Raw genomic sequence first — 14269 nt, forward strand, 5'->3', positions numbered from 1 at the left:
GACGATCGACCCGCTGACCCCGATCCTCAGCGAGACCTGGGACGCGGACCGCTCCTGGACCCTCGACGCCTACGTCGCCGGCGGCGGCTGGAAGGGCCTCGCGAAGGCCCTCGCACAGCCGCCCGCGGACGTCGTGCAGGTCGTCAAGGACTCGGGCCTGCGCGGCCGAGGCGGCGCCGGGTTCCCCACGGGCATGAAGTGGGGCTTCCTGCCCGCGCCCGACGGCGGACCCCGCTACCTCGTCGTCAACGCCGACGAGTCCGAACCGGGGACCTGCAAGGACATCCCGCTCATGCTCGCGAGCCCCCAGCTCCTGATCGAGGGCGTGGCCATCACGTCGTACGCGATCGGGTGCGACCACGCGTTCATCTACGTGCGCGGCGAGGTCCTGCACGTGTACCGCCGCCTGCTGCGGGCCGTCGAGGAGGCCTACGCGGCCGGGTACCTGGGCAAGGACATCCAGGGCTCGGGCTTCGACCTCGACGTCACGGTCCACGCGGGCGCCGGGGCGTACATCTGCGGCGAGGAGACCGCGCTGCTCGACTCGCTCGAGGGCCTGCGCGGCCAGCCGCGCCTCAAGCCCCCGTTCCCCGCGGTCGCGGGCCTGTACGCGAGGCCCACCGTGGTCAACAACGTCGAGTCGGTCGCGAGCGTCCCGGCGATCGTCACCGAGGGCGCCGACTGGTTCAAGAGCATGGGCACCGAGCGCTCGGCGGGCCACGGGCTGTTCTCCCTGTCGGGCCACGTGGTGCGTCCGGGCCAGTACGAGGCGCCGCTCGGCGTCACGCTGCGCGAGCTCCTCGACATGGCCGGCGGGATCCGCGGCGGCAACCGCCTCAAGTTCTGGACTCCCGGCGGGTCCTCGACGCCGCTGTTCACCGACGCGCACCTCGACACCCCGCTCGACTACGAGTCGGTCGCGGCGGCGGGCTCCATGCTGGGCACGCGCGCGCTGCAGATCTTCGACGAGACCACGTGCGTGGTGCGGGCCGTGAGCCGGTGGATGGACTTCTACGCGCACGAGTCGTGCGGCAAGTGCACGCCGTGCCGCGAGGGGACCTACTGGCTCAAGCAGATCCTGCGCCGCATCGAGACGGGCTCCGGCACCGAGGGCGACCTCGACGTCCTGCTCGACACGTGCGACAACATCCTCGGCCGCGCGTTCTGCGCGCTCGGGGACGGCGCCACCTCGCCCGTCACGAGCAGCATCGCGCTGTTCCGCGAGGAGTTCGAGGCGCACATCACCGGGCGCGGCTGCCCGTTCGACCCGTCGGCCGCGGCCCTGTTCGACTACACGCCCCGGCGTGCCCCGCAGGCCCTGACAGCAGGAGCGCACTGATGACGACCACGACGCCCGGCCCGTCGAGCGCGGTCGCGGCGGGAGGCGCGAAGCCCCCCGCCCGCCCCGACGACGTGTCGTTCACGATCGACGGCATCGAGATGGCCGTGCCCAAGGGCACCCTCGTCATCCGTGCCGCCGAGCAGGTCGGCATCCAGATCCCGCGGTTCTGCGACCACCCGCTGCTCGCCCCCGCGGGCGCGTGCCGCCAGTGCCTCGTCGAGGTCGCGACCCCCGACCGCGAGGGCAACGTCCGCCCCATGCCCAAGCCGCAGGCCTCGTGCACGCTCGAGGCGACGCCCGGCATGGTCGTCAAGACCCAGCACACGTCCGCGGTGGCCGACAAGGCGCAGCACGGCGTCATGGAGCTCCTGCTCATCAACCACCCGCTCGACTGCCCGGTGTGCGACAAGGGCGGCGAGTGCCCCCTGCAGAACCAGGCCATGAGCAACGGGCGCGCGACGAGCCGCTTCGTCGACGTCAAGCGCACGTTCCCCAAGCCCATCGCGATCTCGACCGAGATCCTGCTCGACCGCGAGCGCTGTGTCCTGTGCCAGCGCTGCACGCGGTTCTCCGCGGAGATCGCAGGCGACGCGTTCATCGACCTGCAGAAGCGCGGCGCGCAGCAGCAGATCGGCCGCTACGACGCGCGGGTCCTGGGCTTCGCCGACGGTGAGACCGAGCAGACCGCCCCCGCGGGCGCACTGCCCTACGGCGCGCAGTCCGGCTTCGAGGCCCCCGTCGGGGCCGCGCTCGAGGACGAGTCGGGTCGCCCGTTCGCGTCCTACTTCAGCGGCAACACCGTGCAGATCTGCCCGGTGGGCGCGCTGACGGGCGCCGCGTACCGGTTCCGGTCGCGGCCCTTCGACCTGGTCTCGACCCCGGGCGTGGGAGAGCACGACGCCTGCGGGTCCGCGATCCGCGTCGACCACCGCCGCGGCGTGGTGCTGCGACGCCTGGCGGGCGAGGACCCGCTCGTCAACGAGGAGTGGATCACCGACAAGGACCGCTTCGCGTTCCACTGGCAGGACGCGCCGGACCGACTGACCCACCCGCTCGTGCGCGACCGCGAGGTCGACGCCGAGGGCCGGGTCACGCGCGGCGAGCTGCGCCCCGCGAGCTGGGCCGAGGCCCTCGAGGTCGCGGCCGACGGGCTCGCGCAGGCCCGCGCGGCGGGTGGCGTCGGGGTGCTCCCCGGTGGTCGCCTGACGGTCGAGGACGCCTACGCGTACGGCAAGTTCGCACGCGTCGTCCTGGGCACCAACGACGTCGACCACCGCGCCCGCGTGCACTCGGCCGAGGAGGCCGACTTCCTGGCCCACCGCGTCGCGGGCACGGGCCTGGGCGTGACGTTCGACGAGCTCGAGAAGGCCCCCGCGGTGCTCCTCGTGGCCCTCGAGGCCGAGGAGGAGGCGGGCGTCACGTTCCTGCGCCTGCGCAAGGGCGTCCAGAAGCGGGGCCTGCGGGTCTTCTCGCTCGCCCCCTTCGCGAGCCGGGGCGTGCAGCGCCTCGACGGCACGCTGCTGCGGGCCGCTCCGGGCACCGAGGCCGAGTGGCTCACGGTGCTCGCCTCGGGCGCGCAGACGCTGTTCGGCCATGACGGGGCCGTAGGCCCCGACGTACCCGAGTCGGTCGACGAGCCCGCCGAGGTCGCGGCCCTGCGGGACGCGCTCGCGCAGCCCGGCGCCGTGATCCTGGTCGGCGAACGTCTCGCCGGGGTGCCCGGCGGGTACTCGGCGCTCGTGCGCCTCGCCGAGGGCACCGGGGCACGCCTCGCGTGGGTCCCCCGCCGGGCGGGGGAGCGCGGCGCGGTCGAGGCAGGGACGCTGCCGGGTCTCCTCCCGGGCGGACGCCCCGTGCCCGACGCCGCAGCGCGGGTCGACGTGTCCGTCGCCTGGGGTGTCGAGCACCTTCCGGAGGCGCCCGGCCGCGACACGAGCGGCATCCTCGACGCCCTGTCCGTGGGCCAGCTCGACGGCGTGCTCGTCGGTGGTCTGCACACCGACGACCTGCCCGACCCCGACCACGCCCGCAGGGCGCTGGGCGCCGCCGGGTTCGTCGTGTCCCTCGAGGTCCGCGCCTCGGACGTCACGGAGCTCGCGGACGTGGTCCTGCCCGTGGCACCACCGGTCGAGAAGGCCGGGGCGTTCGTGAGCTGGGAGGGCCGCGTGCGGACCTTCGAGGCCGCGCTCGCCACGACCGCGATGCCCGACCACCGCGTCCTCGACGCGCTCGCCGACGCAGCGGGCGTCTCGCTCGGTACCCGCACGCTCGGCGAGGTCCGGGACGAGATCGACCAGCTCGGCACCTGGGACGGCGAGCGCTCGGCGGCGCCCGTCGAGCCCGCCGCCGAGCCGCCGGCCGTCGCACCGGGCACCGCGGTGCTCGCAGGGTGGCGCCTGCTCCTGGACGCCGGACGCGGGCAGGACGGCGAGCGGTTCCTCGCCGGCACCGCCAAGCGGCCCGTCGCCCGGCTGTCCGCGACGACCGCCGCTGCGGCCGACCTCTTCGAGGGCGACGTCGTGCGGGTCTCGACCGACCGCGGGTCGATCGAGCTGCCGGTCGTGATCACCGACATGGTCGAGCACGTCGTGTGGCTCCCGCTCGGCTCGCAGGGGTCGAAGGTCCACCGCGACCTCGGGATCACCCCGGGGACGCTCGTCCGCATCGAGCCCGCCGCCGGGTCCGCGTCCGTCGCACGGGCCGCGGAGTCCGCAGAACCCACCCAGCGCACCGACGGGGGAGCATCATGACAGGCCTGCTGAACCTGGTCTCCGGGGCGGTCCTGGTCTCCGAGACCCCGGGCGTGCCCGGGATCAAGGCCGACTTCTCGCAGGACAACGGCTGGACCTACCTGGTCAAGGCCGTGCTCATCATCGTGTTCCTGCTCACGAGCGTGCTCATCGCGATCTGGTTCGAGCGCAAGGTCGTGGCCCGCATGCAGGTCCGCCCCGGACCCAACGTGCACGGTCCCTTCGGCCTGCTCCAGTCGCTCGCGGACGCCATGAAGCTGCTGCTCAAGGAGGACCTCACGGTCTCCGCGGCGGACAAGTTCGTGTACATCCTGGCGCCCATGATCGCGGTGTTCTGCTCGCTGCTGACGTTCGCCGTCATCCCGTTCGGGCCGAACGTCACGATCCCGTTCACCGACTACTCGACGCCCGCGCAGCTCACCGACTTCCCGGTCGCGGTGCTCTACATCCTGGCGTGCGCCTCGGTGGGCGTGTACGGGATCGTCCTCGGCGGCTGGTCGTCGGGCTCCACCTACCCGCTGCTCGGCGCGGTCCGCTCGACGGCCCAGGTCATCAGCTACGAGCTCGCGATGGGCCTCGCCCTGGTCAGCGTCTTCATCATGGCCGGCTCGATGTCGACCTCGGAGATCGTCGACTCCCAGACGAGGGTCTGGTGGGCGCTCATCCTCATCCCGAGCTTCATCATCTACATCATCGCGATGATCGGTGAGACCAACCGCCTGCCGTTCGACCTCCCGGAGGCCGAGGGCGAGCTCGTGTCGGGCTACATGACCGAGTACTCGTCCATGAAGTTCGCCTGGTTCTTCCTCGCCGAGTACATCAACATGATCAACGTCTCGGCCGTGGCGACCACGCTCTTCCTGGGCGGGTGGCGCGCCCCCTGGCCGCTGTCCGCGATCAACGACGGCATGTTCAACGAGGGCTGGTGGCCCATCCTCTGGTTCCTCGCCAAGGTCTGGGCCTTCATGTTCGTGTTCGTGTGGGTCCGCGGGACGCTCCTGCGCCTGCGCTACGACCAGTTCATGAAGTTCGGCTGGAAGATCCTCATCCCGGCCGCGCTCGCCTGGATCGTCGTGCTCGCGGTCGTCCAGGGCATGATCCGCTTCGGCGACGTCGACAACCGCACGATCCTGATCGCCGCCGGCGCGCTGTTCGCCGTCGCGCTGCTCGCGATCTTCCTGTGGCCCGCGCGCAAGGACCCCGGAGGGGGAGCCGACAAGGCCGGGGGAGCGACGCCGTCGGGCACCTCGCCCTACCGCAAGGCGGCCACCGCCTCGCCCGAGCCCTTCGACGCCTTCGCGGGCGGATTCCCCGTCCCGCCGCTGCCCGGCCAGTCCCTGCCCAGCGCCTCGCGCCGAGCCCGGCGCCTGGTCCCCGAGGGCAGCCCGCCACCCGGCGGCGGCCCCGCAGCTCCCGACGCCCAGGACGAGGAGGCCCCCCGTGGCTGACTACGAGTCGTTGATCCCCCAGCGCAAGGGGCTCGGCGGGCTGCTCGCACCCGTCGCCGGATTCGGGGTCACGTTCTCCTCGATGTTCAAGCCGACCGTGACCGAGCAGTACCCGTTCGAGAAGGTGCCGACCAAGCCGCGCTACCACGGTCGCCACCAGCTCAACCGGTACGAGGACGGCCTCGAGAAGTGCATCGGGTGCGAGCTGTGCGCCTGGGCGTGCCCCGCGGACGCGATCTACGTCGAGGGCGCGGACAACTCCGCGCTCCCCGACGGCGCGCACCGCTCGCCCGGCGAGCGGTACGGCAGCGTCTACCAGATCAACTACCTGCGCTGCATCTTCTGCGGGCTGTGCATCGAGGCGTGCCCCACGCGGGCCCTGACGATGACCAACGAGTACGAGCTCACCGGACCGACCCGCGAAGGGCTCATCTGGGAGAAGGAAGACCTCCTCGCGCCGCTGCGCGAGGGCATGCTCGCCGCCCCGCACCCCATGGTGCCCGGGACGACCGACACCGACTACTACCGGGGAGAGGTGACCGGGCCCGTGCCCGAGCAGATCGACTGGGTGCGCGAGCACCGGCCCGACGACCCCACCCTGCCGCCCGTCGAGGACCCCGCCGCCGCACGGCGCCCCGAGGTCCGGAAGGTGGTCCGGTGACCGTCAGCGGGGGAGAGGTCGTCCTGTTCTGGGTCCTCGCCCCTCTCATGGTGCTGGCCGCGCTCGGCCTGCTGTTCGCCCGCAAGGCGGTGCACGCCGCGATCTGCGTCGTGTTCGTCATGATCAGCCTCGCGATCCTCTACATCGCGCAGGAGGCGGCGTTCCTGGGCGTCGTGCAGATCGTGGTCTACACGGGCGCCGTCATGATGCTCTTCCTGTTCGTGCTCATGCTCGTGGGCGTCGACGCGTCGGACTCGCTCGTCGAGACCATCCGCGGCCAGCGCGTCATCGGTGTGCTGCTCGGGCTGGGCCTCGGCTCGATCCTGGTGGGCGTCATCGCGCAGGCGACGTTCCCGCCCTCGGTGGGGCTCACGGCGGCCAACGCCGAGTCCAACCCGGTCGCGCTCGCCCGCATCCTGTTCGCCGACTACGTGTTCGCGCTCGAGGTCGTCGGCATCCTGCTCGTGACCGCGGCGATCGCGGCGCTCGTCCTGACGCACCGGCGCCGGCTGGTGCCGCGCGTCGGGCAGCGGCAGATCTCCGACGCCAAGGTCGCGGCGCTCGCCGAGGGCGGGCTCCTGACCCCCCTGCCGGCGCCGGGCGTGTACGCGCAGAACAACGCGATGGACACCCCCGCGCTCGACCCGCAGGGGCGGCCCATCGAGCACTCCGTCTCGCGCATCCTGCGCATCCGTGGGCAGGAGCGCTCCGCGGGTCACATCCTCGCCAGGGAGCGGGCCGTGCTCGTCGAGCACGAGCCCGAGCTGACGGCCCGGCGCTTCCCCGAGCTCACGGCGCCCACCGACGAGGAGGCCGCCGCGGACCTGTCGGGCGAGGCTCCGGTGCCCGCGGCCGTGCCCGGGGCGTTCCCGACCGACACCACGTCCGGGGCGACCGGGCCGACGACCGATCCGGCGACCGGGCCGACGACCGGGCCGACGACCGAGCACGGGAAGGAGAGCTGACATGGAGCTGACCAACTACCTGGTGCTCGCCGCGATCCTCTTCGCGATCGGCGCGACGACCGTGCTGCTGCGACGCAACGCGATCATCGTCTTCATGGGCATCGAGCTCATGCTCAACGCCACCAACCTGACGTTCGTGACGTTCGCCCGCATGCACGGGGACCTCCACGGCCAGGTCATCGCCTTCTTCGTGATGGTGGTGGCCGCGGCCGAGGTCGTCGTGGGGCTCGCGATCATCGTGGCCATCTTCCGTACCCGCCGCTCGGCCTCGGTCGACGACGTCAACCTGCTGAAGAACTGAGAGGGCAGGCATGCCAACGGTGACTCTGCTTCCTGCCCTCGCGCACCTGGTGCCGGCCTCGCTGCCGACCCAGGAGATCGTCCCGGCCTCGACCGTCGTGCCCGGGCCGTTCCTGCTGGCCCCGCTGCTGATCCTGCTGCCGCTCCTGGGGGCCGCGATCCTGCTGCTCGCGGGGCGTCGCAGCGACCGCTGGGGCGCGTGGTTCGGGGTGCTCATGTCGGGCGGCGCGTTCGTCGTCGCACTCGTCGTGTTCTTCTCGATGCTGGGCCTGCCCGCCGACGAGCGGGTGGTCGACCACCGGCTCTTCGACTGGATCGCGGCGGGCGGGCTCGACGTGGGCGTGGGCCTGCGGATCGACCCGCTGTCCATGACGTTCGTGCTGCTCGTGACGTTCGTCGGCACGCTCATCCACGTCTACGCGGTCGCGTACATGGAGCACGACACGGACAAGCGCCGGTTCTTCGCCTACCTCAACCTGTTCGTCGCGGCCATGCTGGTCCTGGTCCTCGCGGACTCCTACCTCGTGCTGTTCGTCGGCTGGGAGGGCGTGGGCCTGGCCTCGTACCTGCTCATCGGGTTCTGGAACCACGAGCGGGCCAACGCCGTGGCCGCCAAGAAGGCGTTCATCATGAACCGCGTGGGCGACCTCGGCCTGATCGTCGCGCTCATGCTCATGTTCGCGGGCTTCGGCGCGGTCGACTTCGCGACGGTCTTCGCCGACGCCCCGGAGGCGGGCACTGCCCTGCTGACCGCGATCGCCCTCGCGCTCCTGGTCGCCGCGTGCGGCAAGTCGGCGCAGTTCCCGCTCCAGGCGTGGCTCGGTGACGCCATGGCGGGCCCCACACCCGTCTCGGCGCTCATCCACGCGGCCACCATGGTCACCGCGGGCGTCTACCTGGTCGTCCGCTCGGCGCCGATCTTCGACGGAGCCCCGACGGCGCAGCTCGTCGTGGTCCTCGTCGGTGCGGTCACGCTCCTGTTCGGGGCGATCGTCGGCTGCGCCAAGGACGACATCAAGAAGGTCCTGGCCGCCTCGACCATGTCGCAGATCGGCTACATGATGCTCGCGGCCGGGCTGGGGCCCATCGGGTACGCGTTCGCGATCTTCCACCTCGTGACGCACGGCTTCTTCAAGGCCGGGATGTTCCTCGGCGCGGGCTCGGTCATGCACGGCATGGACGACGGGGTCGACATGCGTCGCTTCGGTGCGCTGTCGAGGTACATGAAGGTCACGTGGATCACGTTCGGCCTGGGGTGGCTCGCGATCCTGGGGATCCCACCCTTCTCCGGGTTCTGGTCGAAGGACAAGATCATCGAGGCGGCGTTCGTGCCGATCGACGGTCAGGAGTGGCGCGCGTGGGTCTTCGGCGGCGTCGCGCTGCTGGGCGCGGGCATCACGGCGTTCTACATGTCGCGCCTGTTCTTCATGACGTTCCACGGGCACAAGCGCTGGAACGACGGGTCGGGCAGCCCCACGGGGCCGCTCTCGACCGACGGGCCCGTGCAGCATCCGCACGAGTCACCCGTCCTCATGACGGCGCCCATGATCGTCCTCGCGGTGGGCTCTGTGGCCCTGGGCGGGCTGCTCGCGATCGGCAACGTGTTCGTCGACTGGCTCTCGCCCGTGACGGGACACGCCGAGCACGCCGAACCGGTGCTGCCGGTGTGGTCGCTCATCACGCTGACACTGGTCCTCGTCCTGCTGGGCGTGCTCCTGGCCTGGCGCCAGTTCGCGGTGTCCCGTGTCCCGATCGTCCCGCCGCACGGTTCGGTCCTGACCCGCGCGGCCCGCAAGGACCTCTACCAGGACCAGGTCAACGAGGCCGTGTTCATGCGGCCCGGGCAGTACCTCACGCGGTCCCTCGTCTACGGGGACCGGCAGATGGTCGACGGCGGCTGGATGGGTCTTGCCGGCCTCGTCGGCGCGACAGGGGAGAAGTTGCGCGGCATGCAGAACGGATTCGTCAGGTCGTACGCGGCGACGATGCTCGCCGGCCTGATCGTGATCGTCGCGGTGGTCCTCGCCGTGACCACCGGAACAGGGAGCTGAGGGACCGATGACCACCGAGATTCCCTGGCTGACACTCCTGATCGTCCTGCCGCTCGTCGGTGCGGCCGCGGTCTGGGGGCTGGGCGCCACGTCGGCACGCAAGCACCTGCGGACCGTGGCGGTCGTGTTCGGTCTCGCCGAGCTCGTGCTCCTGGGCCTGGCGATCAGCGCGTTCGACACCTCGGACGCGGGCACGTACCAGCTCACCGAGACGCACGCATGGATCCCGCAGCTCGGCGTGAGCTACGCGGTGGGGGCCGACGGCGTCGCGCTCCTGCTGGTCGGGCTGGCAGTCCTGCTCGTCCCGCTCGTGATCCTGGCGGCGTGGCGCGAGCAGGACGGCGACCTCGCCAAGCTCCGCCACTACCTGGGGCTCGTGCTGCTGCTCGAGGCGTTCATGGTCGCGGTCTTCGTGGCCCGCGACGTGTTCTTCTTCTACGTGCTGTTCGAGGCCATGCTGATCCCGGTGTACTTCATGATCGGCGGTTTCGGGGGCGGGGCGCAGCGGCGCTACGCGGCCGTGAAGTTCCTGCTGTTCTCGCTCGCGGGCGGGCTCGTCATGCTCGTCGCGGTCATCGCCCTGTACCTCAACGGGCCGGGCGGCGAGCAGGGCTTCCTGACGCAGAACCTGGTCGACCACTTCGCGGCGAACCCGCTGGCGGTGAGCACCGAGAGGCTGCTCTTCCTGGGCTTCTTCCTGGCCTTCGCGATCAAGGCGCCGCTCTTCCCGGTCCACACCTGGTTGCCCGACGCCGCCGAGCACGCCCCTGCGGGCACCTCGACGCTGCTCGTGGGCGTCCTGGACAAGGTGGGCACGTTCGGCATGCTGACCCTGTGCCTGCCGCTCTTCCCGAACGCGAGCCAGTGGGCAGCCCCCGTGGTCGTGGTGCTCGCGGTCGTCTCGATCCTGTACGGCGCGCTCATGGCGATCGGCCAGAGCGACATCATGCGGCTCATCGCGTACACGTCGGTGTCGCACTTCGGATTCATCGTCCTCGGGATCTTCTCGTTCACGTCGCTCAGCGTCTCCGGGGCCTCGTTCTACATGTTCAACCACGGGATCTCGACGGGCGCGCTGTTCCTGCTCGCCGGGTTCCTCGTCGCGCGGCACCCGTCGCGCTCGCAGCGCCTGGCCGACTACGGCGGGCTCCAGCGGGTCACGCCGGTCCTCGCGGGGACGTTCCTCGTGGCGGGTCTCTCGGCCCTGTCGCTGCCCGGCCTGTCGACGTTCGTCTCGGAGATCATGGTGCTCGTCGGGACGTTCTCCCGCAGCCACCCCGCAGCTCTCGTGGCCGTCCTCGGCGTGGTCCTCGCCGCGCTGTACGTCCTGCTGACCTACCAGAAGGTCTTCACGGGCAAGGCCCCGCAAAACCTCGTGGGGACCCCGGACCTCGGGGCGCGCGAGAAGTGGGTCGTCGCCCCCCTGGTCGTGGCCCTGCTCGTCCTGGGCTTCTACCCGGCTCCCGCGCTCGACCTGGTGCGCGAGCCCGCGGACGCGACCATGACGGCCGTGGGGGTCGAGAACCCGCCCACCACCCCTGATCTCCTCAGCGTTGAAGGGAGCGACTCGTGACCCCCGCAGCCGCCTTCGTGGCCCCCGTGATCGAGTGGGCCTACCTGGTCCCGGTCCTCGTCGTCCTGGGCGCCGGTGTCGTCGGGGTGCTCGTCGAGGCCTTCGTGCCCGACCGCGCCCGCCGCGTCGTGCAGGTCGTGCTCGCGCTCGCCGCGCTGGCCGGGGCGCTCACGTCGATCGTGCTGCTCTGGCCCGACGTGCTCGCGCAGAACGGCGTGCGGGTCCTGGGCGGCGCGCTCGTCGTCGACCCTTTCGGGCTCGCGGTGCAGGGGATCGTCGTGGTCCTCGCGCTCCTGGCGACGCTCGTGATCGCGGACCGCACCTCGACCAAGCAGGACGCGTTCGCGCCCACGGCCGCGGCCGTGCCGGGCTCGGCGTACGAGGACCTCGCGCGCCGTCGTGGCCTCGAGCAGACCGAGGTGTTCCCGCTCGTGCTCTTCGCGGTCGGCGGCATGATGATCTTCCCCGCGACGGGCGACCTGCTCACGATGTTCGTCGCGCTCGAGGTGCTCTCGCTCCCGCTGTACGTGCTCACGGCGCTCGCGCGGCGCCGTCGGCTCCTGTCGCAGGAGGCGTCGTTCAAGTACTTCCTCCTGGGAGCCTTCGCGTCGGCGATCTTCATCTTCGGCGTGGCGCTCGTGTACGGCTTCGCCGGATCGGTGCGGCTCGCGGACGTCCGCGGCGCGCTCCTGGAGGGCGGCGGCCTCGACGGGATGACGGGTCTCGTGCTGCTCGGCCTCGTCATGGTGCTCACGGGGCTGCTGTTCAAGGTCGGCGCCGCCCCGTTCCACTCGTGGACGCCTGACGTCTACCAGGGCGCCCCCACGCCCGTCACGGGCTTCATGGCGGCCTGCACCAAGGCGGCGGCTTTCGGGGCGCTCCTGCGCGTGCTGTACGTCGTCGGGCAGGCGCTGCCCGCCGACCTCCAGGAGAAGCTCGTGATCGCGCTGTGGGTCGTCGCGATCCTCACGATGATCGTCGGGACGGTGATCGGTGTCATCCAGACCGACATGAAGCGCCTGCTCGCGTACTCGTCGATCGCGCACGCGGGCTTCCTGGTCGTGGCGCTCGTCGGGTTCGGGGAGCTGAGCGGGTTCGGGGTCCGGGCGCTGCTGTTCTACCTCCTGGCGTACGGTCTGGCGACCGTGGGCGCGTTCGCGGTCGTGACGCTCGTGCGCGAGCGTGTCCCGCAGCCCGTCGTGGTTCCCGCCGAGGCGGAGCTCGCGACGGTCGGCGCGGTGTCGGGCGCCGGGACGGGCGGGTCGGCAGGCCCCTCCAGCACCTCGCCCGACGGCGGTGTCGTCCTGGGCGAGGCCACGCACCTCACGGAGTGGGCCGGGCTGGGCAAGCGGAGCCCTTGGCTCGCGGGCGCGTTCGCGCTCTTCCTGCTGTCGATGGCCGGGATCCCGCTCACGGCGGGCTTCATCGCGAAGTTCACGGCCTTCCAGTCGGCGGTCGCGGTGGGCGCCTGGCCGCTCGCCCTGATCGGTGTGCTGGCCTCGGCAGTCGCGGTCTTCTTCTACGTGCGGGTCATCGTGCTGATGTTCTTCACGCCCTCCCCGCGGGCGGCGGCGGAGGGTACGTCGGAGGCCCCCTCGGATGCGGCGGAGGTCGCAGGCCCGGACCTGGGGACGACCGGAGGGACCGCAGGACCGGGGAGCGCCGTGGCCGCGCTTGCGAGCCGTGTCACGGTCGTCCGGTCGGAGGGATTCACGACGATCGCGATCACGATCTGTGTGATCGGCGTCATCCTTCTCGGCGTTTTGCCCTCCTCGGTTCTCGATCTGGCCTTCGAGGCGGCTAAGTTCAGACCGTGACCACTGTGCCACCCGTCTCCACGACGGCGATCCCCCTGACCGATCCGGAGCTCGCCGCGACGCTCACCGCCCGCCTCACGACAGTCGAGGCGAGGCTGAGCGACGCCGTCGCGCACTCCGACGGGCTCGCGGACTCCGCGTCCCGCCACCTCGTCAACGCCGGCGGCAAGCGCCTGCGCCCGCTCCTCGCGCTGCTGTGCGCGGAGCTCGGCGACGGCGCCAGGCCCGAGGTGGTGGAGGCGGCCGTCGTCGTCGAGCTCACCCACCTGGCCTCGCTCTACCACGACGACGTGATGGACTCCGCGCCGGTGCGCCGCGGTGCTCCGTCGGCGCACGCCGTGTGGGGCAACTCCGTCGCGATCCTCATCGGCGACCTGCTCTTCGCCCGCGCGGCGTCGACGGTCGCGGCGCTGGGTCCCGAGGCCGTGCTCATCCAGGCGCGCACCTTCGAGCGCCTGTGCCTCGGCCAGCTCCACGAGACGACGGGTCCCTCGGCGTCCGACGACCCCGTCGAGCACTACCTGGGCGTCCTCGCGGACAAGACCGCGTCGCTGCTGGCGACCTCGGCCCGTCTCGGCGCGATGTTCGGCGGGTGCGACCAGGCCGTCGTCGAGGTCGTCGCGGAGTACGGCGAGAAGCTCGGCGTCGCCTTCCAGCTCGCCGACGACGTGCTCGACCTCGCGTCGTCGGGGGCCGAGTCCGGCAAGACCCCGGGCACGGACCTGCGGGAGAAGGTGCCGACCATGCCGGCACTGCTGCTGCGCGCCCGTGTCGCGGCCGGGTCGGGCACGGTGGCCGACGCCGCGCTGGTCGACCTCCTGGACTCGGACCTGTCGGGGGACGAGGAGCTCGCGGCCGCGGTCGCGGCCCTGCGGGCCCACGAGGTCCTCGGTGAGACCAGGGCGCTCGCCGTCGGGTGGGCGCGCGCAGCGATCGACGAGCTCGAGCCGCTGCCCGCCGGGCCGGTCAAGGAGGCCCTGGTCGCCTTCGCCCAGGCGCTGGCGGACCGCGCGGCCTGACGGCCCCGTCGGGGCACGGAACACGACGGAGGGCGGTGCGCAGGACCCACGGGTCCGGCGCACCGCCCTCCGTCGTCCCCGGTGCGGGGTGCGCGACACCCCGCGGACTGCGACCGCTCCGTCGTGGGTGTCCGGGAAGAGGGACCCAGCGTCTCGGTTCGTGGACGTGCTGCGGGGTGCCCCCCGCTTCTCGGACGGCACGCCGTGACGTCGCGACGGGCACCGCTGCCTGCTGCGATACCTCGCGGCAACTACTGCCAGTAGAGAGATGGGGAGTTCTCTCCATCCAGTGGATGACAGAGCTTCCTCCGCGTGCCGCTATCCTTTCACCCGCGACGGGTAG

Annotated in this window: 10 protein-coding genes; all 10 read left to right on the forward strand. The window is 71.8% G+C overall.

The window, feature by feature from the left end:
- Window positions 1–4 precede the first annotated feature (4 nt).
- Genes nuoF through WFH32_RS11640 form a run of 10 tightly spaced genes read left to right on the forward strand, consistent with a single transcriptional unit; the run spans window position 5 to window position 13926 of the window.
- On the forward strand, window positions 5–1339 hold the full coding sequence (gene nuoF, locus WFH32_RS11595; protein WP_191796974.1) for an NADH-quinone oxidoreductase subunit NuoF: 1335 nt from the start codon (window positions 5–7) through the stop codon (window positions 1337–1339).
- Entirely contained in the window at window positions 1339–4092 is a 2754-nt protein-coding gene (locus WFH32_RS11600; RefSeq protein ID WP_191796953.1) for an NADH-quinone oxidoreductase subunit G, read from the forward strand. Before nuoF ends, WFH32_RS11600 begins: the two co-directional genes overlap by 1 nt.
- Complete coding sequence (gene nuoH, locus WFH32_RS11605; protein ID WP_336707523.1) at window positions 4089–5540, forward strand: NADH-quinone oxidoreductase subunit NuoH; 1452 nt, start codon at window positions 4089–4091, stop codon at window positions 5538–5540. The genes WFH32_RS11600 and nuoH overlap by 4 nt, the downstream gene beginning before the upstream one ends.
- Window positions 5533–6201, forward strand: coding sequence for an NADH-quinone oxidoreductase subunit NuoI (nuoI, locus tag WFH32_RS11610; protein WP_051703076.1), 669 nt, complete (start codon window positions 5533–5535; stop codon window positions 6199–6201). Before nuoH ends, nuoI begins: the two co-directional genes overlap by 8 nt.
- Window positions 6198–7166 carry an NADH-quinone oxidoreductase subunit J gene (locus tag WFH32_RS11615; protein WP_191796955.1) on the forward strand — a complete coding sequence of 323 codons (969 nt, stop codon included), beginning with the start codon at window positions 6198–6200 and terminating at the stop codon, window positions 7164–7166. The genes nuoI and WFH32_RS11615 overlap by 4 nt, the downstream gene beginning before the upstream one ends.
- A gap of 1 nt (window position 7167) precedes the next feature.
- Window positions 7168–7467, forward strand: a complete 300-nt coding sequence (gene nuoK / locus WFH32_RS11620) for an NADH-quinone oxidoreductase subunit NuoK (RefSeq protein WP_138825647.1) — start codon at window positions 7168–7170, stop codon at window positions 7465–7467.
- Window positions 7468–7477: 10 nt separating this feature from the next.
- Window positions 7478–9517, forward strand: coding sequence for an NADH-quinone oxidoreductase subunit L (gene nuoL, locus WFH32_RS11625; protein ID WP_336707526.1), 2040 nt, complete (start codon window positions 7478–7480; stop codon window positions 9515–9517).
- Between the two features lie 7 nt (window positions 9518–9524).
- A complete protein-coding gene (locus WFH32_RS11630) occupies window positions 9525–11090 on the forward strand; it encodes an NADH-quinone oxidoreductase subunit M (RefSeq protein WP_191796957.1) in 1566 nt (521 codons plus the stop codon).
- Window positions 11087–12907 carry an NADH-quinone oxidoreductase subunit NuoN gene (gene nuoN, locus WFH32_RS11635; protein WP_336707527.1) on the forward strand — a complete coding sequence of 607 codons (1821 nt, stop codon included), beginning with the start codon at window positions 11087–11089 and terminating at the stop codon, window positions 12905–12907. The genes WFH32_RS11630 and nuoN overlap by 4 nt, the downstream gene beginning before the upstream one ends.
- Entirely contained in the window at window positions 12904–13926 is a 1023-nt protein-coding gene (locus WFH32_RS11640; RefSeq protein WP_318244195.1) for a polyprenyl synthetase family protein, read from the forward strand. The genes nuoN and WFH32_RS11640 overlap by 4 nt, the downstream gene beginning before the upstream one ends.
- Window positions 13927–14269 lie beyond the last annotated feature (343 nt).

The organism is Oerskovia sp. USHLN155, from assembly GCF_037145535.1.
Classification (GTDB): domain Bacteria; phylum Actinomycetota; class Actinomycetes; order Actinomycetales; family Cellulomonadaceae; genus Oerskovia; species Oerskovia rustica.